A 20,928-nucleotide genomic window follows, 5' to 3' on the forward strand; every position below is an offset into this window, starting at 1 on the left:
CCCGCCGGGGGNTCGGCTCCTGGCGGGCGCAGGCCGTGGACCGTTCGTCTCCTGCCGTGCCCGTCGCCGGTACCGGGGCCAGGGGCCTGCCGCCGCGTTCCCGGCGCCCTTCCCTCCGCCCGGGCCGGTGCGCTCCGATTGCACTCCGGTGCGGGACCGCCCTCCTCCGGCCGGCCCCGCCCCCTGGCGCGCGCGCCGCCTCACTCGCACGGCGGCGCGTCCAGGGCCAGGCGGTAGCCGCGCTTGACCACTGTCTGGATCATCCTCGGGTCGCCCAGCGCCGCCCGCAGGCGGGCCACGGCCGTCTCCACCGCGTGGGCGTCGGCCTCCGGGCCCAGCGCCGCCAGCAGCTCCGAGCGGTGGCGCACCCGGCCCGGCCGGTCGGCCAGCTCGCGCAGCAGCCGCATCGGCGCCGGGGTGAGGGGCCGCAGGACCCCGTCGACCTCGGCGGCGCGGCCGCGCACCCGCAGCACGCGCCCGGCCACCGGGAGCTCCGGGCAGGTGCGCGGCAGCTCCTCGGCCAGGCGCCGCACCAGGGCGCCGATGCGCCCGCGCGCGGGCCAGTGCACCGGCACGTCCTCGGCGGCCAGCGGCGCCGCGGTCACCGTCCCCACGCACATGGCCATCGGCCGCCCCGCGCGCAGCGCCCGCAGCAGCGCCCGGTCGGCGCCGGTGGCGCGCGCCCGCTGCAGCAGCCCGGCGGCCGCCGGGGCGCTGGTGAAGGTCAGCGCGTCCAGGCCGCCGCCGGCGGCGGCCTCGATGAGCCGGTCCAGCGCCGCGGGGTCCTCGGGCCCGGTCCACCGGTACACCGGCACCTGCACCACCTCGGCCCCGGCCATGCGCAGCGCCGCGCAGAAGTCGGGCAGCGGCTCGCCGTGCAGCTGCACCGCCACGCGCAGACCGGCCACGCCGCGCTCCAGCAGGTGGTCCAGGACCTCGGCCGAGGACTCCGAGGGCGGCGACCACTCCTCGGTGAGCCCGGCCGCGCGGATGGCGCCCTTGGCCTTGGGGCCGCGGGCCAGCAGCCGCGACGAGCGCAGGGCCGCGGTCAGCGGCTCGGCCAGCCCCCAGGTCTCGCAGGCCTCCAGCCAGCCGCGGAACCCGATGCCGGTGGTGGCCACCACCGCGTCGGCGGGCTGCTCGATCAGGGCGCGCGACACGTCGGCCAGGCGCTCGTCGTCGCTGAGCGGCACGATGCGCAGCGCCGGGGCGCACACCACTTCGGCGCCCTTGCGGGCCAGCATGGCCGCGAGCTCTTCGGCGCGGCGGTTGGCGGTCACCCCCACGGTGAAGCCCTCCAGCGGGGCGGGGGCCGGGCCCTGGTGCGGGTCGTGCGGCGGGGCGTGGGGGTCCTGCTCGGCGGCCGCCGCGGGCGGCGTCACAGGCGGCCTCCGCCCGTGCCGTCCGCGGTGCCGTCCGCGGTGCCGACCTCCACCTGTCCGTCGCGCTCGCGCACCGGGTAGGTGGCCAGCCCCGGCCCTTCCCCGTCCAGGGGAAGCCCGGTGCGCAGGCTGAACACGTGCTTGAGCAGCGGTGAGGCGACGGTGGGCTCCCCGGCGCGGTCGCCGGTGATGCCGCGGGCGATGACGGCGGCCCCGGTGAAGGGGTCGATGTTGGAGACCGCGTACAGCTCCCCGGCCGCCGTGCGGAACACGGCGGCCTGCTCGCCTCCGGGCAGCAGCGCGGCCGTGCCGCGCTCGGCGGCCAGCAGCGCGCTGGGGCACACGGCGGTCCAGGCGTCGGCGGCGGCCGGGGTCTGGGTGGTCAGTACGGACATGGTCAGGCCTCCACAGCGGTCGCGGCGGGAGCGGCGTTCGCGGGGCGGGGCATCCCCAGCGGCACGGGCGCCGAGGGCACCGGCTGGTCGCGCACGGTGTCGAAGGAGATGGTCGGGTCGGGGGTGTCGGGGGCGTTGGCGAAGGACACGAACCGGGCGAGCTTGTCGGGGTCCTCCAGCACCCCGCGCCACTCGTCGGCGTAGCCGTCGATGTGGGCGGCCATGTCGGCCTCCAGGTCGGCGGCGATGCCCAGGGCGTCGTCGACGACCACCTCGCGCAGCCGCTCCAGCCCGCCGTCCAGGGACTCGATCCAGGCGGCGGTGCGCTGCAGCCGGTCGGCGGTGCGGATGTAGTACATGAGGAACCGGTCCAGGTAGCGCACCAGGGTGGCCGAGTCCAGGTCGGAGGCCAGGAGTTCGGCGTGGCGCGGGGTGAAGCCGCCGTTGCCGCCCACGTAGAGGTTCCAGCCCTTGTCGGTGGCGATGACCCCGAAGTCCTTGCCGCGGGCCTCGGCGCATTCGCGGGCGCACCCCGAGACCGCCCCCTTGAGCTTGTGCGGGGAGCGCAGGCCCCGGTAGCGCAGCTCCAGGTCGATGGCCATGGTGACCGAGTCCTGCACCCCGTAGCGGCACCAGGTCGAGCCCACGCAGGACTTGACGGTGCGCAGCGCCTTGCCGTAGGCGTGGCCGGATTCGAACCCGGCGTCGACCAGGCGGGCCCACACGGCCGGGAGCTGTTCGACGCGCGCCCCCAGCAGGTCGATGCGCTGGGCGCCGGTGATCTTGGTGTAGAGGCCGAACTCGCGGGCGACCTCGCCGATGACGATGAGCCGTTCGGGGGTGATCTCCCCGCCGGGGATGCGCGGCACCACCGAGTAGGTGCCGTTGCGCTGCATGTTGGCCAGGAAGTGGTCGTTGGTGTCCTGCAGCCCGGCCTGCTCCCCGGCCAGGATGTGCCCGTTGCCCAGGGAGGCGAGGATGGAGGCGACGGCGGGCTTGCACACGTCGCAGCCGCGGCCGGTGCCGTGGCGGGCGATGAGCTCGGAGAAGGTGGTGGTGCCGGTGGCGCGCACGATCTCCATCAGGTCGGCGCGCGAGTGGGCGAAGTGCTCGCACAGGGCCTTGGACTGCTCGACGCCGGCGTCGGCCAGCAGGGTCTTGAGCATGGGCACGCAGCTGCCGCAGCTGGTCCCGGCGCAGGTGGCCTTCTTCAGGCCGGGCACGTCGCAGGCGCCCTCGCCGATGGCGGCGCCGATGTCGCCCTTGGTGACGGCGTTGCACGAGCAGATCTGGGCGTCCTCGGGCAGCGCCGCGGCCCCGGCCCCGGCGCCGGAGGACGCCGGGGAGATCAGCTCCAGGGGGTCGCCGGGCAGCTCGCGCCCGACCAGGGCGCGCAGGGTGCCGTAGGCCGAGGCGTCGCCGACCAGGACCCCGCCCAGCAGGCGGGTGGCGTCGTCGGAGACGACGAGCTTGGCGTAGCGGCGGGAGGCGGCGTCGTTGACGACCACGTCCAGGGCGCCGGGTTCGGAGCGGCCGTGGGCGTCGCCGAAGCTGGCCACGTCCACGCCCATGAGCTTGAGCTTGGTGGAGGTGTCGGCGCCGGTGAAGGAGGCGGTGCCGCCCAGCAGCCGGTCGGCGGCGGTGTCGGCCATGGCGTTGGCGGGGGCGACCAGGCCGTAGACGGTGCCGTCGTGGCTGGCGCACTCGCCCACGGCGTAGATGTGCGGGTCGCTGGTGCGGCAGGCGTCGTCGACGGCGGCGCCGCCGCGCGGGCCCAGCTCCAGCCCGGCCCGGCGGGCCAGGTCGTCGCGGGGGCGGATGCCCGCGGAGAAGACGACGACGTCGGCGGGCAGCACCTTGTCGCCCAGGTCCAGGCCGGATGCGCGGCCGTCGGGGCCGGCGGTCACGGCGGAGGTGGCGGTGCCGGTGTGGGCGGTGACACCCAGGTCGGCGACCATGCGGGCGAGCAGCGCCCCGGCGCCCTGGTCGACCTGGGCGGGCATCAGGTGCCCGGCGAGTTCGACGACGTGGGTGTCCAGTCCGAGCAGGCGCAGGGCGTTGGCGGCCTCCAGGCCGAGCAGGCCGCCGCCGATGACGGCGCCGGTGGCGGCGCCCCGGGCCGAGGCGGTGATGGCCTCCAGGTCCTCGATGGTGCGGTAGGGGTGGCAGCCGGGCAGGTCGGCGCCGGGCACCGGGGGGATGAAGGGGGTGGAGCCGGTGGCCAGGACCAGGGCGTCGTAGCCCAGGGTGGTCCCGGCGTCGGTGGTGACGGTGCGCCGCTCGCGGTCGATGGCCCTGACGCGCTCGGCCAGGCGCTGGTCGGCGCGGTCGGACAGGTCGCCCAGCAGCAGGTCGTCCTCGCTCGCGCCGTCGAAGTAGCTGGAGAGGGCGACCCGGTCGTAGGCGGGGCGGGGCTCCTCGCCGATGACGGTGACCTGCCAGGCTCGGCCGGTGTCGGCGCGGGTGAGGGTGTCGACCAGGCGGTGGCCGGCCATGCCGTTGCCGATGACGATGAGTCGTGCCATGGCTCGTGGGTCCCCTTCCTGTCGGTGGCGGACCGGGTGGGTGGTTCGCCCTCCAGGTAACCCAGGCCGCGTTTCTGGGCGGTCAGCCGTTTGTGACCGGGGTGTTTCGTTGTCCTGTCACCGCAGGCCGGGGGCGGGTGAACGGGGGCCGGGTGTGGGCGACATGACATGGACCGTCGGCCGGCCCTGGCTGTGGCCCGGCCGATGGCTTTCGCGCGCCGTTCCGGTCTGTACTGCGGACTCCGAACACCGACTCACGGAAGGCTGACGCCGTGCGGAAACTGACCTTCGGCATGAACCTGAGCCTGGACGGCTACATCGCCGCGCCCGGCGGCGACCTCGGCTGGGGCGTGCCGAGCGACGAGCTGTTCCAGTGGTGGTCCGACCGGGTGGAGGCCACGGGCCTGGCGCTGTACGGGCGCAGGCTGTGGGAGGCGATGAGCTCCCACTGGCCGACCGCCGACGAGCATCCGGGCGCCGCACCGGAGGCGGCCGAGTTCGCCCGCCGCTGGCGGGACATGCCGAAGGTGGTGTTCTCCTCGACGATCGGCACGGTCGACGGGAACACCCGTCTGGTCACCGGCGACGCGGTCACCGAGATCACCCGGCTCAAGGCCGGGGACGGCGGCCCCATGGACATCGGTGGTGCCACGCTCGCCGGTGCGGCCATGCGGGCCGGGCTGATCGACGAGTACGTGCTCGTCACCCATCCGGTCCTGGTGGGCGGCGGCACGCCGTTCTTCACCGCCCTGGACGACCGGGTGAACCTGAACCTGCTGGAGACCCGGACGTTTCCCGGCGGCGTGGTGCTGACCCGGTACGAGACCAGGCGCTGAGTGCCCGGCGGCGGGTCGGCGCGGGACGGCCCCGCGGCGCCGTGTTCCGGGGCGGCCGTGGTATCGGCCGGCCCTGATCGCGGACACTTCGGGGATTCCGCTGCGGGGTCGAACACGGGTTCGCCAAACTGGCCGCCATGGACTCGAGGAGGCAAGATGAGTGTCATGAGCATTGGCGAGTGGACGCCGCCGGACCGGCCGCTGACCGTGGACGACCTGCCGGACATGCCCGACGACGGCAGGCGCTTCGAGCTGGTCGACGGGCGGCTTGACGTGTCGCCCGCGCCTGTCGGCGACCACTCGACGGTCGAGCACCGCCTGAGTTGGTGGCTTCAAACGAACGCCCCGGATGATGTGCGGGTATTCGGCACAGTGGGAATCAACTTCAATGCTGAGCGGACGCACCATCGGATCCCCGATGCGGCGGTCTTCCGCTGGAAGGATTACGAGCGCCCCTACCAGACACGCCCTCCGCTTCTGGCGGTGGAAGTCCTCTCCCCTGAGAGCGCTCTGCGCGATTTCAATACGAAGTGGGCCGAATACGCCAAATTCGGCATCGAGGCGTACTGGGTGATCAGCCCGACCCGGGACCGGCCCGGAATCGTCGAATATCGGCTTGATGGGGAGAACTACGCTGAGAAGGAGATGGTCTACGGCACTGACGTGTTCACCACCGACTTCCCCTTCCCTGTCTCGTTCGTCCCCCACTGGCTGATCGCGGACGACCCCGCATGGCGCAAGCACATCGGCGGCCCCGCCGGGTGACGCCGTGGGGCCTGGTACCGGACGTCCCGGGGCGCGGCTATCCCACCTTGGCCGCGCCCTTGGTGCTGTCCATCGCCTTGAGGATGGCGTCCACGTCCCGGGTGCAGCCCCCGCAGCCGGTGGTGGCCCGTGTGGCCTGGGCGACCGCCGGGCGGGTGCGTGCCCCGTCCAGCCACGCCTGCTCGATGTCGGTGCGGGTCACGGCGTTGCACCGGCACACGTGCGCCTCGCCGCGCCCGCTCTCGGCCCCGCCGCCGTCCTCCCCCGCCGCCGCGGGCAGGCCCTGCAGCAGCGCCAGCCGGTCCTCGGGCACCGCCGCCGCCCGGTCGAACAGGCGCGACACCTCCGGCGCGGCCTCGGGAAAGCCCAGCAGCACCGCCCCGGTCACCCGTCCCTCGGCCACGTCGAGGCGGGCGTAGCGCCGCTTGGCCGGGTCGCTGACCACCACCGACTCGGTGCCGTGTGCGGCCTTGTCCTCGTCGGTGGCGCCCATGGCGGTCAGGTCGATGCCGGTGGCCTTGAGCCGGGTGACCGGGCGCGCCCCGGTGTAGCGGGCCGCCGGATCGGTGCCGGTGAGCAGGTCGGCCAGCACCCGCGCCTGCTCGTAGCCGGGCTGCACCAGCCCCGCGCCGCCGCCGGGGTGGGCGGCGCAGTCGCCGATGGCGTGCACGCGCGGGTCGCTGGTGGACAGCCGGTCGTCGACCTGCACCCCGTGGGCGGTGGCCAGCCCGGCCTTCTCGGCCAGGTCCGCGGCCGGGCGCACCCCGGCGGTGACCACGACGGCGTCGCCGGGCAGCACAGTGCCGTCGTCGAGCACCAGCCCGGTGCCCGGGGCCCACCGGTCGGCCACCCGCCAGGCGTGCACCCGCACCCCCAGGTCCTCGTAGGCGGCGGCGAGCACGCCCGCGCAGGCCCGGTCGATCTGGCGGCGCATGATCCAGGGGGCGGCCTCGACCACGGTGACCCGCACCCCCGAGGCGGCCAGGGCCCGGGCGGTCTCCAGGCCCAGCACGCCCCCGCCCAGGACGACGGCCGGGGCGCCGGGGCGCACCAGGTTCTCCAGGCGGCGGTGGTCGGCCAGGTCGCGCAGGGCGGTGACGCCCTCGGCGGGGGTGCCGTCGGGGGCGGTCAGGCCGGGCAGCGGAGGCAGGGCGGCGCGGGCGCCGGTGGCCAGCACCAGGTCGTCGTAGTCCAGGCGCTCGCCGGTGTCCAGGTGCACGGTGCGCGAGGCCGGGTCCAGGCCGGTGGCGGCGGTGCCGCGCAGCCGGGTGATGCCGGGGCCCTCGGGCTCGGGCAGGGCGATGTCGCCGGGGGTGTAGGCGCCTTCGAGCAGGCCCGGCAGCAGGACGCGGTTGTAGGCCGGTCCGGGTTCGGCCCCCACGACGGTCAGGTGGACGCGGTGCCCGTCGGGGTCGCGGCGGGCGACCTCCTCGGCGAAGCGCGCCCCGGTCATGCCGTTTCCGACCACGACGATGCGGCGGGCGGGGCGGGTGCTGCGGCGGGTCACGGGTGGAACCTCCAGGTGCGGGGGCTTCGGGCGGGGTCGGGGGGCTCGGGGTGCTGTGCGGGGTCAGCCGGGGGCGGCCACGACGGTGTCGTCGGCGGCATCGGCGGCCGTGTCGGTGCCGGGGGCGGTCGCCGGTTCGACGCGCACGGCGGCGACCTTGAACTCGGGCATCCGGCTGACCGGGTCCAGGGCGGGGTTGGTCAGGTCGTTGGCGGTCTGGGCGCCTCCGAAGTGGAAGGGCACGAACACCGTGTCGCGGCGGGCCGTGGCCTCCAGGCGCACCCGGGCGCGCATGGTGCCGCGGCGGCCGGTCAGCAGCGCCCACTCCCCCGCGGCCAGGCCGTGCTCGGCGGCGGTGTCGGGGTGGACCTCCACCCACGCGGCCGGGGCCGCCTGCGCCAGCTCGCCGATGCGCCGGGTCTGGGCGCCGGACTGGTAGTGGCCCATGGTGCGCCCGGTGGTGGCCACCAGCGGGAACTCCGCGTCGGTGGCCTCGTCGGCCGGGGTGTGGCCCACCGGGTGGAAGCGGGCGCACCCGTCGGGGTGGGCGAAGCCGTCCAGGAACAGGCGCGGCGTGGAGGAGGTGGGCCCCGGCGCGGGCCAGTGCACCTCCTCCCCGGCCTCGATGCGCTCCGGGGCGGCGCCGGAGTAGTCGGCCGCACCGCCGGCGCTGGCCCGGCCCAGCTCGGCCAGGACGGTGTCGGCGTCGGCGGGGAACCGGTCGGGGTCCTGGCCGAGCCGGGCGGCCAGGTCGGCCAGGACCTGCAGGTCGGTGCGGACCCCGGGCGGGGGGTCCACCGCGCGGCGGCGCCGCAGGACGCGGCCCTCCAGGTTGGTCATGGTGCCCTCCTCCTCGGCCCACTGGGCCACCGGCAGCACCACGTCGGCGCGCTCGGCGGTCTCGGAGAGCACGAAGTCGGCGACCACCAGCAGGTCCAGGGCGCCCAGCCGGTCGCGCACCAGGGAGGCGTGGGGGGCCGAGACGGCCGGGTTGGAGCCGAACACCAGCATCGCCTTGGGGCCGTCCCCGGTGCCCAGGGACTCCAGCAGCTCGAATGCGCTCACCCCGGCGCCGGGGATGTCCTCGGCGTCCACGCCCCACACGGCGGCCACGTGCTCGCGGGCGGCCGCGTCGGTGATCATCCGGTAGCCGGGGAGCTGGTCGGCCTTCTGGCCGTGCTCGCGGCCGCCCTGGCCGTTGCCCTGCCCGGTCAGGCACCCCCACCCCGAGCCGTCGCGGCCGGGCAGCCCCAGGGCCAGGGCCAGGTTGATCCAGGCCGAGGCCGACTCGGTGCCCTTGGCGTGCTGTTCGGTGCCGCGGCCGGTGAGCACGTAGGCGCCCTGCTCGCGGGCGGCGGTGCCGAGCAGGCGGGCGGCCTCCCGGATCTGCTCGGCGGGCACGCCGGTCTCCAGTTCGCACCGCTCGGGCCACCAGGCGGCGGCCTGGCGCCAGGCGGCCTCGAAGCCGGTGGTGCGCTCGGCGATGTAGCCGGTGTCGAGCAGGCCCTCCAGCTTGGCGGCGTGCAGCAGGCCCAGCGCCAGCGCGGTGTCGGTGCCGGGGCGGGGGGCCAGGTGCAGGCCGCCGCCGTCGAGGGCGACGCGGGCGGTGGGGGTGCGGCGCGGGTCGACCACGACCAGGGCCGGCGCCGTCAGGTGGCCCATCAGCGGGGGCATGGTCTCGGCGGGGTTGGCCCCGGCCAGCAGGACGGCCCCGGCCCCGCCCAGGTCGGTGACGGGGAAGGGCAGGCCGCGGTCCAGGCCGAAGGCGCGGCGGGAGGCCGCGGCGGCCGAGGACATGCAGAACCGGCCGTTGTAGTCGATCATGCGGGTGCCAAGGGCCAGGCGGGCGAACTTGCCCAGTTGGTAGGACTTCTCGTTGGTCAGGCCGCCCGAGCCGAAGACGGCCACGGCGTCGGGGCCGTGCTGGGCCTGCAGCGCCGTGATGCGGTCGGCGACCAGGTCCAGGGCCTGGTCCCAGGTGGCCTCCACGAGGCGCCCGCCCCGGCGGATCAGCGGCGAGGTGAGGCGCTCGGGGGAGGCGAGCAGCTCGCCCGCGGTCCAGCCCTTGCGGCATAGCCCGCCCCGGTTGACCGGGAAGTCGCGGGGGCGGGTGGCCCAGCCGCCGCCGTCGGCAGGCCCGACGTACATGGCGCACTGCAGGGCGCAGTAGGGGCAGTGGGTGGCGGTACCGGCCTGCGGGTCCGGGGGCGGGGTGCGGGTGGGGCTCACCGGGCCACCTCCTGGTCGGCGGCCCCGGCATCGGCCTTGGCGGAGGCGCCCGCGGCGCGCGCCGCGGTGGGGCGGCGCAGGTACACCGCCCAGGTGATGGCCAGGCACACCAGGTAGTAGGCCAGGAAGGCGGCGTAGGCGGGCACCGCTCCCCCGGTGGCGTCGAAGGACTGGCGGAAGACGAGGTTGATGCCCACCCCGCCCATCGCGCCCACCGCGCCGACCAGGCCCAGGGCCGCTCCGGAGACGCGGCGGAAGTGCTCCTCGGCGCCTCGGCGGTCGGCCCCGGACGAGGCGCGGTCGGCCGCGCGGGCGGCGTAGATGGCCGGGATCATCTTGTAGGTGGAGCCGTTGCCGATGCCGGTGAGCACGAACAGCACGATGAAGGCGGAGGTGAACACCGCCAGCGACCCCGAGGCCGAGGCGGCGATGATCAGGCCGGTCCCGCCCGCCATTGCGGCGAAGTTCCACAGGGTGATGCGGGCGCCGCCGAAGCGGTCGGCCAGCAGCCCGCCCACGGGGCGGATGAGCGAGCCGATGAGCGGTCCGATGAAGGTGACCGCGGCGGCCTCCAGGGGGGTGCGGCCGAACTGGTTCTGCAGCAGGAGCCCGAAGGCGAAGGAGTAGCCGATGAAGGAGCCGAAGGTGCCGATGTACAGCAGCGACATGATCCAGAAGTCGCGGTCCTTGGCGGCGGCGACCTGGGCGCCGATGTCGGCGCGGGCGGTGTTGAGGTTGTCCATCCTGCGGGCCGAGACCAGGGCGGCCACCAGCAGCAGGGGGATGTACAGGGCGGCCAGGAGCCAGCCCCCGGCCACGCCGACGGCGGCGATGACGGCCAGCCCGGCCAGCTGGACCACGGCCACACCGACGTTGCCGCCTCCGGCGTTGATGCCCAGGGCCAGGCCCTTCTCCCGCTCGGGGAAGAAGGCGTTGATGTTGGCCATGGAGGAGGAGAAGTTGCCGCCGCCGACCCCGGCGGTGGCGGCCAGCAGCGCGAAGAGCCAGAAGGGGGTGTCAGGGCTCTGGATGAGGTAGACGGCCAGGCCGGTGGGCACGAGCAGGGTCAGCACCGAGATGACGGTCCAGTTGCGCCCGCCCAGCATCGGCACGGCCAGGGTGTAGGGCACCCGCAGCACGGCTCCCACCAGGGAGACCAGGGACACCAGCAGGAACTTCTGGGCGGGGGTGAAGTCGAATCCGGTCTCGGGGACCATGAACAGGGTCAGCACCGACCACAGGCTCCATACGCAAAAGCCCAGGTGCTCGGCGAAGACCGAGGCCCACAGGTTGCGGCGGGCGATGCGGCGCCCGTCGGCCTCCCAGAAATCGCGGTCCTCGGGGTCCCAGCGGGCGATCCAGCGCCCGCCGGGGCGGTGCGCGGTGTCTCGGCTCGTCACGGCGCTGCCTTCCGGTCGGTCTCGGAAAATCGTCGGATTCGCCGTTGACGCTAGGAAGCCGCCGTTGCCGGGAAATGTCATGTCGTAACGCAGGCGAAACAGTGACCTCACCGCCGCACGCCCCCGCTGGTGAGGACCGGGGGCCCACCCTCACCAGCGGGGGCGTGCGGCGGGTGCGGTGCGGCGCCAGATCCGCTCTTGCTGCTGGTGTTCTGCGGTGGGGGCCATGCCGCAGGAGCGCGCCACGCGCTCGGAGTCGAGGTGGCCGGGGGCGATGGCGGCGGTGAGGTATCTCACGCCGTTGCGGGCCAGCCAGGCGGCCATGGCGCGGGCGGCCTCGGAGGCCAGGCCGCGGCCCTGCCAGGGGGTGCCCACCACCCAGGCCAGGGCGGCCGAGGGCGGGTCGGCGGCGGGTGCGGCCGTGTCGGGGGTGGTGTGCACGGTGGCCTGGACCGTGCCCGCGGGTTCGGGGGCGGAGATGATCCAATTCAGCCAGGCCTCGTTCGGGTCGGGCGGCCCGGCGAGCATGGCCCTGTAGCGGCGGCGCAGGTCGGCCGGGGTGGGCGGGGCGCCGCCGATGCGGGTGTAGAGGGCGGGGTCGGCCAGGACGGCGGCCATGGGCTCGGCGTGGTCGGTGCGCAGCGGCTCCAGCAGCAGCCGCGCGGTGGCGATGGGTTCGGCGCGAAGGTCCATGGCCGCAGAGCCTCGCGAGGGCGCCCGGCGGCGGCAACCGGTTTTCGGTGCGGCCGCCTGACTTCCCGATTGATGATCGCCGAGTGGTATGCATCGAGATGCATACCGATGTACGCTGCGTTCATGGCTTCTGCGAGAGTGACGATCACCGTTCCCCAGGTCATTGCCGACAAGGTGAAGATTGTGGCCGCTGAGCAGGGAGTCAGCGTGTCCTCCTACATCTGCAAAGCCATGATCGAGCAGATGGCGGCCGACACTGCGGACGTGCTGGCCGAGTACGGGGCCCGCCGAGAGGCCGAGGAACGAGAGGACCGCCGGCTCAGTGCATGAAGGGGACGCCTATCGGATCAATCGACGGCGCCGTAACGAGGTCGTCGTCCTCGGTGGCGGCGCCCTGAAATACGAGTCCTACCCCTTCATACCGGTCATCCCCGTCGTGGATGGTCTCGGCGAGAAGGAGACCTTTTTCGCCGCCCGCATCAGTGAGCCCGTCCGCGGAGTGGTCCTGGTGTTGGACATGGAGCCCGTCCACCGCAGGCTTTTGGAGGAGGGGGAACTGCTCGGGTCGATCTCCCGGTACGAGCTCGACGCCGTGAAGACGCTCCTTCGTATCGCGCACGACCTCGACAGCGGCTGAATCACCCGAGCCATCGCAGTGCATCCATGGCTGCCGTCTCCAGGGGCCAGGGCCGGGACCGGGGATGATGGCCGTTACCCGAAGTGCCTCCGCAGGTGTTCAGGTGGTGATGTCCTGCGCGAGGCGCGCTGCCGCACCGGCGGGTTCGCGGCCGAGGAGTTCGGCCATCAGCGGGGTGGTCTTCGCGAAGTATCCGGCCCGGGCGGCCCGGTGGAAGGCGAGCACGAGCCGGGCGGCCTGTTCCGGGAGGCCCTGTGCGGCCTGGTCGGCGACCCACTGTTCGTCGTCGACGACGACGCGGGTGATCGTGCGGCCGGTGAGCTGGGAGGCGGTCGCGGCGAGGTCGTCGAAGGTGAGGGCCCTCGGCGCGGTCAGGTCGACGGGGCCGTCGAAGGAGCGCTCGCCTGCGAGGAGGGCCGCCGTGGCCTCGGCGACCTCGTCGCGGTCGGTGTAGGGGACGGGGCCGTCCGCGGGCTGGGCGATCCGCCCGGTCTCCTGCCAGGGGCCGAGCACCTGGTCGAGCGGGCCGTAGGCCCCGTTGCGCAGCGCCGTCCAGGCGACCGGGGACGCGGAGAGGACCGCCTCGGTGGCGATGTGGATCCCCGTCGGCGTGTACGGGTTGCCGGGGGCGGCGCCGTGCTGGCTCGTGTAGAGGATCCGGCCCGCACCGGCCGCGACGGCCGCCTCGACGGCGTTGCGGTGCAGGGCGACCAGGTCGGCCGAGGGGTCGTTGCCCGAGACCAGGAGCACCTGTTCGGCGCCGGCGAACGATGCGCGCAGCGCGGCCGGGTCCTCGTAGGAGGCCTGCCACACGCGGACGCCGCGGTCGGCGAGGTGCCGCGCCTTGGCGGGATCGCGGACGCTGACGCCGATCCGGTCGCCGGGCACGCGCGCGAGGAGGTGTTCGACGGTGGCTGCGCCCAGTCCGCCGGTGGCGCCGGTGACGACGATCATGCTCGTGGCCCTTCCCCCTACCCCCGCATCCGGCCTGGCGGCGCGGGGCCCACACAAGTTGACCGACATGGTCAACTTATCTTTCGCGGGTCACCGTAGGTAAGCTGACCGGGCGAGTCAAATTTCCGGGGCGGCGAGACGGGGGACGGTGCGGACGATGGCCGATGCGGCACCTTCCGGATCCGGGCTGCGCGCCGACGCCAGGCGCAACACCGAGCAGATCCGCCGTGCGGCGATCGGGGCCTTCCAGGGCCGCGGCCTCTCGGTGCCGCTGGAGGAGGTCGCCGAGGCGGCCGGCGTGAGCAAGGGCACGGTCTTCAACCGCTTCGGCGGCCGGATCGGCCTCATCGAAGCCGTCATCGAAGAGGTCGTGGCCGCCGAGGTGCACGCCGTCATCGGCCGCGCCCGCTCCCTCGGCGGCGCATGGGAGCGGGTGGCCTACTACGTCACCGCGGTCCGGGACCTGCAGTACCGCCAGCCCGCGTTCGTCGACACCATGCTGCAGGCCTACCCCGACTCCCGCGGCCTCATGGAGATCTGCCGGGTCGGCGGCCGGATGAACGAGGAACTCGTCGCGCAGGGCCACTCCGCCGGCGCGCTGCGCCCCGAGCTGACCGCCGAGGACCTGCACGCGCTGCTCCACGACAACGCGCTCGCCCTCAAGCACGGGGCCCGCCCCCGGCGGGAGGACTACGACCGCCGGACCGCCTACCTCCTCGACGGCATACGCGCGCAGGCGCACGCACCCCGCGGGCGGTGACGCAGTGCGGCCGCCCTCGCGTCGGCGGCCGCGCCCCGGCGGGGCGTCTAGAAGAACTCGTCCAGCAGGCGGTAGAACGCCAGGCGGCCGGGGTCGATGCGGTCGTCGCCGTAGTGGTGGGCGAACGCGCGGGCGAAGCCGGGGCCCCAGGACCGGCCGTCCTCCAGTTCGCGCAGGGCCAGCGCCACATCCAGGTGGCGGTCGGCCACGCCCAGGCGGCCGGGGTCGACCACGCCCGTCCACTCCAGCGTCGCCGGGTCCACCAGCACGTTGTCCAGGGTCAGGTCCCCGTGGCAGACCACGCGGTCCTCCTCGGGCTCGTCGGGCACCGACCGCTCCAGCTCGGCCAGCGCCTCCCGCGCGCTCATCCCCCGCCGCTCCTCGTCGAAGTCGTCGGCGTCCACCCGGCCCGCGCGCACGTTCTCGCGCGCCTGGGCCAGGGCGCTCTCCAGCCCGCGCGGGAACGGGCACTCCCCCGTCGGCAGGTCGTGCAGCCGCCGCGCCAGGCGGGCCACGGCCGCCACCACCGGGGCGCGCAGGTGCGCGGGCCAGTCCCCCGACGCCGGGCGTCCGGGCACCTGCGCCGAGACCAGCCACCCCGTGCCGCCGTCCTCGCCGGACTCCAAGGGGTCGGGGGCGGCCACGCCCGCACCGATCAGCCACCGGGCGCGCTCGGCCTCGGCGCGCAGCGCCGCGGGGTCCATGCCGATCTTGACGTACAGCGCCGCGCGGCCGCGGCCCGTCAGGCGCCACACCCGGTCGCCGGAGTCCCCTTCGGCCACCGGGGTCCAGCGGTACAGCAGGTGGCGGCGGCGCAGGCGGCGGCGGACGGTCTCGATCACCCGCGCCACACTACCGGCCGCCGGAGATCCGGCCCCGCGGCGCCGATGAGTTCGGCGCGCGGGCCGGGTCTGAAGGGGTGAGAACGGCGCCCGGCCGGGGCGCCCGCTCACCGAAAGGACCCAGGGCCATGGACGCGACCCCCGCCACCGCCGCCCCCGGCGGCCGCATCACCGCCAACGGCGTGGACATGTACTACGAGGTCCACGGGCAGGGCGAGCCGCTGGTGCTGCTGCACGGCGCCCTGGTGGGCATCGGGTCCTGCTTCGGCGCGCTCCTGCCCGAGCTGGCCCGGGAGCGCCGCGTGGTCGCTGTGGAGATGCAGGCGCACGGGCGCACCCCCGACATCGACCGGCCCCTGCGGGTCGAGCACCTGGCCGAGGACATCGCCGCACTGGTGGAGGGCCTGGAGCTGGGCGAGGTGGACGTGCTCGGCTACAGCTTGGGTGCGGCCGTGGCCTTCCAGCTCGCGCTCACCCGGCCCCACCTGGTGCACCGCCTGGTGCTGGTGTCGATGTCCTTCCGCGCCGAGGGCATGTACCCCGAGGTGGCCGCGGGCATCGGCGAGCTGACGCCGCAGGACCTGGAGGGCACCCCCTTCCATGAGGAGTACGTGGCCGTGGCCCCCGACCCGGAGGGCTGGTCCGGGCTGGTCGAGCGCGTCAAGGACATGGACGCCCCCGGCAACACCCCCGAGTGGACGCCCGAGCAGGTGTCCTCGGTGGCCGCGCCGACGCTGCTGGCCCTGGGCGACTCCGACATCGTGCGCCCCGAGCACGCCGCCGCCATGTTCCGCCTGCTGGGTGGGGGCGTCCCCGGCGACCTGACCGGGCTGCCCTCGGCGCGCCTGGCGGTGCTGCCCGGCACGACCCACATCGGCGCCATGGAGCGCGAGGAGTACCTGGCCCCCATGGTCGCCGAGTTCCTGGCCGCCGACGCCGAGGACGCCGGGAAGGCCGGGGCCTCCTAGACCCCCGCAGCCCCCCCGGGGGCGCCGCAGAGGCCGCCCCCTCCCCCCTCCCGATACGAGCACCGACAGGAGAACACCGATGGACGTGGCCACCTCACGCGACGGCACCCGCATCGCCTACGACCGGCGCGGATCGGGCCCGGCGCTGATCCTGGTCGACGGCGCCCTGGGGCACCGGGCGTTCAATCCCCACGGGGCCGCCCTGGCCGACCTGTTGCAAGACGCCTTCACCGTGCACACCTACGACCGGCGGGGCCGCGGCGACAGCGGCGACAGCGGCCCCTACGCGGTCGAGCGCGAGATCGAGGACATCGAGGCGCTGATCCGCGCCGCGGGCGGGCGGGCCCACCTGTTCGGCATGTCCTCGGGGGCGGTGCTGGCGCTGGACGCGGCCGCGCACGGGCTGGCGGTGGAGGCGCTGGCGCTGTACGAGCCGCCGTTCATCGTGGACGGCTCCCGCCCGCCGCTGCCGCCGGACTACGCGGTGCGGGTGGGGGCGCTGGCCGCCGGGGGGCGGCGGGCCGAGGCGGTGGAGTACTTCATGACCGCCGCGGTGGGCCTGCCCGCCGAGCTGCTCGGGGGCATGCGCGAGGACCCCTCGTTCGCGCGGATGGAGCAGGTGGCGCACACCCTGGCCTACGACGCGGCGGTGATGGGCGGCACCATGTCCGGGGTTCCGCTGCCGCCGCACCGGTGGGCGTCGGTGACGGCGCCGGTGCTGGTGGCCGACGGCGGCAAGAGCGAGCACACCTTCGCCGACGCCGCCGACGCCCTGGCGGCGGTGCTGCGCGACGTGCGGCGGGTCACCCTGGACGGGCAGACCCACGACGTGGACCCCGAGGTGCTGGCGCCGGCGCTGCGGGACTTCTTCGCCCACTGAGGGCGCCGGGGCGCCGGGGTGCGGCTGCGGGCCCGGGGCCGCCGTCCCCGGGCCGCCCGGGGGTCAGGGGGCGGCGGCCGGGTCGCGGCCGGCCCGGCCGGCCCTGGCGGCGCGGGCCTGCCCGGCCCTGCGCAGCGCTCCGGCGGCCACCCCGTGGCGCGGGGCGAACAGGTAGGCCAGGGCGAAGGCGCAGGCCTGCACCGCCACCACCGCGCCGCCGGTGGCCGCGTCCAGGTGGAAGCTCAGGTAGGTGCCCAGCACCGAGGCGGTCACCGACACGGCCACCGCGATCACCAGCATCCGCTCGAACCGGTCGGTGAGCAGGTAGGCGGTGGCGCCGGGGACGATGACCATGGCCACCACCAGGATGATGCCCACCGCCTGCAGGGCGACCACCACGGTCACCGCCAGCAGGCCCAGCAGCAGCGCCTCCAGGCGGCGCGGGCTGAGGCCGATGGCGTGGGCGTGCACCCGGTCGAAGGCGTACAGGGTCAGGTCGCGGTGCTTGGCCAGGACCACCGCCAGCACCGCCGCCCCGGCCGCCAGCACTTGGACGATGTCGCCGTCGGAGACGCCCAGCACGTTGCCGAACAGGATGTGCATCAGGTCGGTCTGGCTGGGGATCTTGGACACCAGCAGCACCCCCACCGCGAACAGGGCGGTGAAGACCACCCCGATGACGGCGTCCTCCTTGACCCGGGAGGTCCGGTTGACCACGCCGATCAGGGCGACCGACCCGGCGCCGAAGACCAGCGCCCCCACGGCGAAGGGCAGCCCCAGCATGTAGGACAGCACGACGCCGGGCAGCACGGCGTGCGAAACCGCATCTCCCAGCAGCGACCAGCCGATCAGCGTCATCCAGCACGACAGCACGGCGCACACCGCCCCGGCGACCACGCTGACCAGCATGGCGCGCCACATGAAGTCGAACTGCAGCGGCACGGTGAACCACTGGACCAGCGCGTTCAGCGCGTCCACGGCGACTCCTCCTCCCGGTCGTCCCCGGCGGGCCGGTCGGGTCCGCCGGGCCCTGCGGCGCCGAGGCCGAAGGCGCGGGCCAGGCGCTCGGGTGTGAGGACCTGCTCGGGCGGCCCGTCGGCCAGGACGCGGCGCTGCAGCAGCACCGCCCGGTCGCAGAAGCCGCCCACCCCGGCCAGGTCGTGGGTGGACACCAGCAGGGTGCGGCCCTCGGCGCGCATGGCGCCCAGCACCCCGGTGATGGTGGCCTCCGAGCCCTTGTCGACGCCGGCGAAGGGCTCGTCGAGCAGGAACACGTCGGCGCCCTGGGCGATGCCGCGGGCCACGAAGGCGCGTTTGCGCTGGCCTCCGGACAGGGCGCCGATCTGGCGGTGGGCCAGGCCGGTCAGGCCGGTGCGCTCCAGGGCGGCGTCCACGGCGTCGCGGTCGGCGCGGCGGGGGCGGCGGGTGGGGCCCATGTGCCCGTAGCGGCCCATCATGACGACGTCGGCCACCCGCACGGGGAAGGCCTGGTCGATGCGCTCGCTCTGCGGGACGTAGGCGACCAGCCCCTGCTTGCGGGCCCGGTCGGGGGTGCGGCCGTGCAGGCGCACCTGCCCGGCGGCCAGCGGGACCAGGCCGATGAGGGCGGAGAAGAGGGTGGACTTGCCCGAGCCGTTGGCGCCCAGCAGGGCGCACACGGTGCCCGGGTCCAGGGTCAGGTCGGCGCCGTCCAGGGCGAGCACGTCGCCGTAGCGGACGGTCAGGCCGCGGGCGTCGATGGCCGGGGCGGCCACGGCGGCGGCCTCGGGGGCGCGGGCGGGTGCGGTCACGGGGTGTCGCCCCCTTCCTCTCGTTCGTCCTGCCGGGTGCCGTCGGGGCGGGAGGGCGGCGGGTCGGCGGGCTCGCCGGTCAGGCCCTCGACGATGGTCTGCGCGTCGTGGCCGAGCAGGTCCAGGTAGGTGGGCACGGGGCCGTCGGGGCCCGAGAGCGAGTCGACGTAGAGCTGTCCGGCGAAGCGGGCGCCGCTCTCCTCGGCGACCTGGCGCTGGGCCTTGTCGTTGACGGTGGTCTCGCAGAAGACGGCGGGGACCTCGTTGTCGCGGACGAACTCCACGGCCGAGGCGATCTGCCGCGGGGTGCCCTGGGAGTCGGCGTTGACGGCCCACAGGTACTTCTCGTCGAGGCCGGTGTCGCGGGCCAGGTAGGAGAAGGCGCCCTCGCAGGTGACCAGGGCGCGGGAGCCGACGGGCAGGCCCTGCAGCTCGGTCCGCAGGTAGTCGCCGACCTCGGAGACGCGGTCGGTGTAGGCGCGGGCGTTGGCGGCGTAGTCGTCGGCGTGGTCGGGGTCGAGCTCGGTGAGGGCGTCGCGGATGTTGGCGATGTACACGGCGGCGTTGTCGGGCGACATCCAGGCGTGGGGGTTGGCGCGGCCCTCGTACTCGCCCGCGGCGATGGGGATGGTCTCCACGCCCTCGGTGAGGGTGGCGGTGGGGGCGTCGATGCGGTCGGTGAACTGGGCGAACCAGCCCTCCAGGCCCAGGCCGTTGTCGAGGACGAGGGCGGCGTCCTGGGCGCGGACGAGGTCGTCGGGGGTGGGCTGGTAGCCGTGGATCTCGGCGCCGGGGCGGGTGATGGACTCCACCTGCACGTGGTCGCCGGCGACGTTGCGGACCATGTCGGCGATGACGGTGAAGGTGGTCAGGACCTTGGGGCGGTCGTCGCCGCCGTCGGCGGGTGCCGCGCAGGCGGCGCCGCCGAGCAGGGCGGCGGTGAGCGAGACCGCTCCCCACAGGCGGAGTGAGGAGGATCGACCGCGAATGTTCGGCATGCCCAACTTTTACCACAGGTGGGCTGAACTCGCTGTTTCGGGCCGTGGACGTCATGCGTTGCGGCGGCCCCGGCCGCCCTGTCGGCGCCTTCGGCCCTGGCCGCGGACGCCGTGCTCTGCCAGGATGCGGCCATGGACACCGACCGAAAGGCCGATGCCGCGTAGGCGGCCGGGACGAGTCCGTGCCGAGGAGCGCGTCCGCATGGAACTGCGCCGCCGGGCACGAAGTGGCGAACACGACACGATCGACGGGCTGTCGGCCGCGACCATGGCCCGGATCCGCCGCATCGAGGTCCTCCACCCGCGGATGTATCCGGGGTTCACAGGCGATCGGACCAGCTCCGCAGCGGACCGAAAGAGCCGGTCAGGGCGTTGAGGGCGGGGTGCGGAAGCACGTGGATAGCTTTACGCCTCTCCGTCGACCCTCGAAGATGCGGCTATGGATCCAGGTGTCGCGGCCTTGCTAGGGGCCCTTCTCGCTTTAATCGGCACAACGATTACGGCTGTTCTGACCAGTTGGTCAGCGCATCGCCAGACTCGAGCCCAGGCTCTCGTTCAGCACGAACAGCGACAACGGGAACAACAGGAAGAAGCACACGCGACGTTCCTCGCAACTGCAGCACAGAGCCGTGATGAGTTGGGCGACCTACTGCGCCTCCTGCGGTCGCAGCCCAGCCATCCGCGTATCGGGCAGCAGCTTGAACAGGCCCGATCACACGTCCGCGCCGTCCACCATGCTGGGGCGACGGTCGCTCTCAAGGGGCCCCCTGAAGTGCTGGAAGCTCGCCATCACGTGGAGAGCGGCGTGGCGATGTTCTTCGCCAGTCTGGCTGCCGCTCATGACGAGATCGCCGTCGGCGCCACCGGCTCCGAATACTTGCGCTCATGCGCACGCCAACAGTTGCAACTGCGCGGTGCGATGGAGCAGTTCGCGCATGCCGCTCGTCTTGCGACAGCACCACCCCCGGCAACAGTCGAGGACCAGGTCAACAGAGCAGAGCGAACTGCCATCGAAGCTGCTGATGGTGCGACCTTGTCCTGGTTGGTCGGCATGACCGCAGATCTACTTCATGAAGCCCCGCAGCAGGTTGACCCGACGGAGTCCCCGTTGTCTCTCGGGCTGGACTCCATCCAATACATGCAACTTACGCGAGCAGCCAAGGAGCAGTTCGAGGTTCCGCTGGAGGAACTCTGGGATCTGCGCTCAGCTTCTCTTGCTCGGATCGCAAACCACCTGGAGGAGTCGCACCGCTCTGTGTGACAGGGAATGACATATTTTCTGTCACACAGGCTGACTCGTGCCCCGAGCGGCCTGGGCCGCGGCCTCCGGGCTCGAGGGCGGCTCCGTAACGTTCTCTGCCACATGT

At 74.4% G+C, this 20,928-nt stretch carries 20 protein-coding genes; 8 read left to right on the plus strand and 12 right to left on the minus strand.

From position 1 onward, the window contains the following. Positions 1–200 precede the first annotated feature (200 nt). Genes D476_RS0113775 through nirB form a run of 3 tightly spaced genes read right to left on the minus strand, consistent with a single transcriptional unit; the run spans position 201 to position 4,302 of the window. Positions 201–1,382: a uroporphyrinogen-III synthase gene (locus D476_RS0113775; RefSeq protein ID WP_017624521.1), complete on the minus strand. Its 1,182-nt coding sequence runs from the start codon at positions 1,380–1,382 to the stop codon at positions 201–203. Further along, positions 1,379–1,777: a nitrite reductase small subunit NirD gene (nirD, locus tag D476_RS0113780; RefSeq protein WP_017624522.1), complete on the minus strand. Its 399-nt coding sequence runs from the start codon at positions 1,775–1,777 to the stop codon at positions 1,379–1,381. Before nirD ends, D476_RS0113775 begins: the two co-directional genes overlap by 4 nt. A 2-nt stretch (positions 1,778–1,779) precedes the next feature. Then, on the minus strand, positions 1,780–4,302 hold the full coding sequence (gene nirB / locus D476_RS0113785; RefSeq protein ID WP_017624523.1) for a nitrite reductase large subunit NirB: 2,523 nt from the start codon (positions 4,300–4,302) through the stop codon (positions 1,780–1,782). A gap of 272 nt (positions 4,303–4,574) precedes the next feature. On the opposite strand from nirB, the gene D476_RS0113790 reads away from it, so the two are divergent. Then, complete coding sequence (locus D476_RS0113790; protein ID WP_017624524.1) at positions 4,575–5,138, plus strand: dihydrofolate reductase family protein; 564 nt, start codon at positions 4,575–4,577, stop codon at positions 5,136–5,138. A 156-nt stretch (positions 5,139–5,294) separates the two neighbouring features. Continuing rightward, complete coding sequence (locus tag D476_RS0113795) at positions 5,295–5,903, plus strand: Uma2 family endonuclease (protein ID WP_017624525.1); 609 nt, start codon at positions 5,295–5,297, stop codon at positions 5,901–5,903. A gap of 37 nt (positions 5,904–5,940) precedes the next feature. Here D476_RS0113795 and D476_RS0113800 read toward each other — a convergent pair whose 3' ends face one another. The 4 genes from D476_RS0113800 to D476_RS0113815 all read right to left on the minus strand — a co-directional run bounded on the left by D476_RS0113800 (position 5,941) and on the right by D476_RS0113815 (position 11,732). After that, positions 5,941–7,410, minus strand: coding sequence for an FAD-dependent oxidoreductase (locus tag D476_RS0113800; RefSeq protein WP_017624526.1), 1,470 nt, complete (start codon positions 7,408–7,410; stop codon positions 5,941–5,943). Positions 7,411–7,473: 63 nt separating this feature from the next. Further along, positions 7,474–9,558, minus strand: coding sequence for a molybdopterin oxidoreductase family protein (locus tag D476_RS0113805; protein WP_051061740.1), 2,085 nt, complete (start codon positions 9,556–9,558; stop codon positions 7,474–7,476). Positions 9,559–9,635: 77 nt separating this feature from the next. After that, on the minus strand, positions 9,636–11,039 hold the full coding sequence (locus D476_RS0113810) for an MFS transporter (protein WP_017624528.1): 1,404 nt from the start codon (positions 11,037–11,039) through the stop codon (positions 9,636–9,638). Between the two features lie 150 nt (positions 11,040–11,189). Beyond that, positions 11,190–11,732: a GNAT family N-acetyltransferase gene (locus D476_RS0113815; RefSeq protein ID WP_017624529.1), complete on the minus strand. Its 543-nt coding sequence runs from the start codon at positions 11,730–11,732 to the stop codon at positions 11,190–11,192. 123 nt (positions 11,733–11,855) lie between these two features. Between D476_RS0113815 and D476_RS0113820 the strand changes: the two genes are divergently transcribed. Continuing rightward, a complete protein-coding gene (locus D476_RS0113820) occupies positions 11,856–12,062 on the plus strand; it encodes a hypothetical protein (protein ID WP_152529342.1) in 207 nt (68 codons plus the stop codon). Next, on the plus strand, positions 12,055–12,369 hold the full coding sequence (locus tag D476_RS0113825) for a hypothetical protein (RefSeq protein WP_017624531.1): 315 nt from the start codon (positions 12,055–12,057) through the stop codon (positions 12,367–12,369). Before D476_RS0113820 ends, D476_RS0113825 begins: the two co-directional genes overlap by 8 nt. A 99-nt stretch (positions 12,370–12,468) precedes the next feature. Here the strand turns inward: D476_RS0113825 and D476_RS0113830 are convergent, their stop codons facing one another. Continuing rightward, positions 12,469–13,323, minus strand: coding sequence for an NAD(P)H-binding protein (locus D476_RS0113830; protein ID WP_017624532.1), 855 nt, complete (start codon positions 13,321–13,323; stop codon positions 12,469–12,471). A gap of 157 nt (positions 13,324–13,480) precedes the next feature. Here D476_RS0113830 and D476_RS0113835 point away from each other — a divergent pair, with 157 nt between their 5' ends. Further along, the gene (locus D476_RS0113835) at positions 13,481–14,083 is read left to right on the plus strand and encodes a TetR/AcrR family transcriptional regulator (RefSeq protein ID WP_017624533.1); all 603 of its coding nucleotides are present in this window, start codon (positions 13,481–13,483) and stop codon (positions 14,081–14,083) included. Between the two features lie 47 nt (positions 14,084–14,130). On the opposite strand, the gene D476_RS0113840 is transcribed toward D476_RS0113835, so the two are convergent. Then, positions 14,131–14,922, minus strand: a complete 792-nt coding sequence (locus tag D476_RS0113840) for an APH(3') family aminoglycoside O-phosphotransferase (RefSeq protein WP_394296934.1) — start codon at positions 14,920–14,922, stop codon at positions 14,131–14,133. Between the two features lie 131 nt (positions 14,923–15,053). Between D476_RS0113840 and D476_RS33250 the strand changes: the two genes are divergently transcribed. Together D476_RS33250 and D476_RS0113850 are read left to right on the plus strand one after the other, a co-directional pair. Then, positions 15,054–15,893 carry an alpha/beta fold hydrolase gene (locus D476_RS33250; RefSeq protein WP_017624535.1) on the plus strand — a complete coding sequence of 280 codons (840 nt, stop codon included), beginning with the start codon at positions 15,054–15,056 and terminating at the stop codon, positions 15,891–15,893. A gap of 79 nt (positions 15,894–15,972) precedes the next feature. Further along, on the plus strand, positions 15,973–16,773 hold the full coding sequence (locus D476_RS0113850; RefSeq protein ID WP_017624536.1) for an alpha/beta fold hydrolase: 801 nt from the start codon (positions 15,973–15,975) through the stop codon (positions 16,771–16,773). 63 nt (positions 16,774–16,836) lie between these two features. Here the strand turns inward: D476_RS0113850 and D476_RS0113855 are convergent, their stop codons facing one another. Genes D476_RS0113855 through D476_RS0113865 form a run of 3 tightly spaced genes read right to left on the minus strand, consistent with a single transcriptional unit; the run spans position 16,837 to position 19,561 of the window. Next, a complete protein-coding gene (locus D476_RS0113855; RefSeq protein ID WP_017624537.1) occupies positions 16,837–17,751 on the minus strand; it encodes a metal ABC transporter permease in 915 nt (304 codons plus the stop codon). Beyond that, positions 17,739–18,563, minus strand: a complete 825-nt coding sequence (locus D476_RS0113860) for a metal ABC transporter ATP-binding protein (RefSeq protein WP_017624538.1) — start codon at positions 18,561–18,563, stop codon at positions 17,739–17,741. The genes D476_RS0113855 and D476_RS0113860 overlap by 13 nt, the downstream gene beginning before the upstream one ends. After that, the gene (locus D476_RS0113865; RefSeq protein WP_017624539.1) at positions 18,560–19,561 is read right to left on the minus strand and encodes a metal ABC transporter substrate-binding protein; all 1,002 of its coding nucleotides are present in this window, start codon (positions 19,559–19,561) and stop codon (positions 18,560–18,562) included. The genes D476_RS0113860 and D476_RS0113865 overlap by 4 nt, the downstream gene beginning before the upstream one ends. A gap of 439 nt (positions 19,562–20,000) precedes the next feature. Here D476_RS0113865 and D476_RS36345 point away from each other — a divergent pair, with 439 nt between their 5' ends. Beyond that, entirely contained in the window at positions 20,001–20,822 is an 822-nt protein-coding gene (locus D476_RS36345; protein WP_083939513.1) for an acyl carrier protein, read from the plus strand. Positions 20,823–20,928 lie beyond the last annotated feature (106 nt).

The sequence above is a fragment of the Nocardiopsis chromatogenes YIM 90109 genome, from assembly GCF_000341185.1.
Classification (GTDB): domain Bacteria; phylum Actinomycetota; class Actinomycetes; order Streptosporangiales; family Streptosporangiaceae; genus Nocardiopsis_A; species Nocardiopsis_A chromatogenes.

Bases quoted from the DNA above. Each gene is read 5' to 3' on its own strand.
- nirD (WP_017624522.1), bottom strand. From the start codon at position 1,777: ATGTCCGTACTGACCACCCAGACCCCGGCCGCCGCCGACGCCTGGACC.
- nirB (WP_017624523.1), bottom strand. From the start codon at position 4,302: ATGGCACGACTCATCGTCATCGGCAACGGCATGGCCGGCCACCGCCTG.
- D476_RS0113795 (WP_017624525.1), top strand. From the start codon at position 5,295: ATGAGTGTCATGAGCATTGGCGAGTGGACGCCGCCGGACCGGCCGCTG.
- D476_RS0113805 (WP_051061740.1), bottom strand. From the start codon at position 9,558: ATGTACGTCGGGCCTGCCGACGGCGGCGGCTGGGCCACCCGCCCCCGC.
- D476_RS0113815 (WP_017624529.1), bottom strand. From the start codon at position 11,732: ATGGACCTTCGCGCCGAACCCATCGCCACCGCGCGGCTGCTGCTGGAG.
- D476_RS0113820 (WP_152529342.1), top strand. From the start codon at position 11,856: ATGGCTTCTGCGAGAGTGACGATCACCGTTCCCCAGGTCATTGCCGAC.
- D476_RS0113830 (WP_017624532.1), bottom strand. From the start codon at position 13,323: ATGATCGTCGTCACCGGCGCCACCGGCGGACTGGGCGCAGCCACCGTC.
- D476_RS0113835 (WP_017624533.1), top strand. From the start codon at position 13,481: ATGGCCGATGCGGCACCTTCCGGATCCGGGCTGCGCGCCGACGCCAGG.
- D476_RS33250 (WP_017624535.1), top strand. From the start codon at position 15,054: ATGGACGCGACCCCCGCCACCGCCGCCCCCGGCGGCCGCATCACCGCC.
- D476_RS0113850 (WP_017624536.1), top strand. From the start codon at position 15,973: ATGGACGTGGCCACCTCACGCGACGGCACCCGCATCGCCTACGACCGG.
- D476_RS0113865 (WP_017624539.1), bottom strand. From the start codon at position 19,561: ATGCCGAACATTCGCGGTCGATCCTCCTCACTCCGCCTGTGGGGAGCG.
- D476_RS36345 (WP_083939513.1), top strand. From the start codon at position 20,001: ATGGATCCAGGTGTCGCGGCCTTGCTAGGGGCCCTTCTCGCTTTAATC.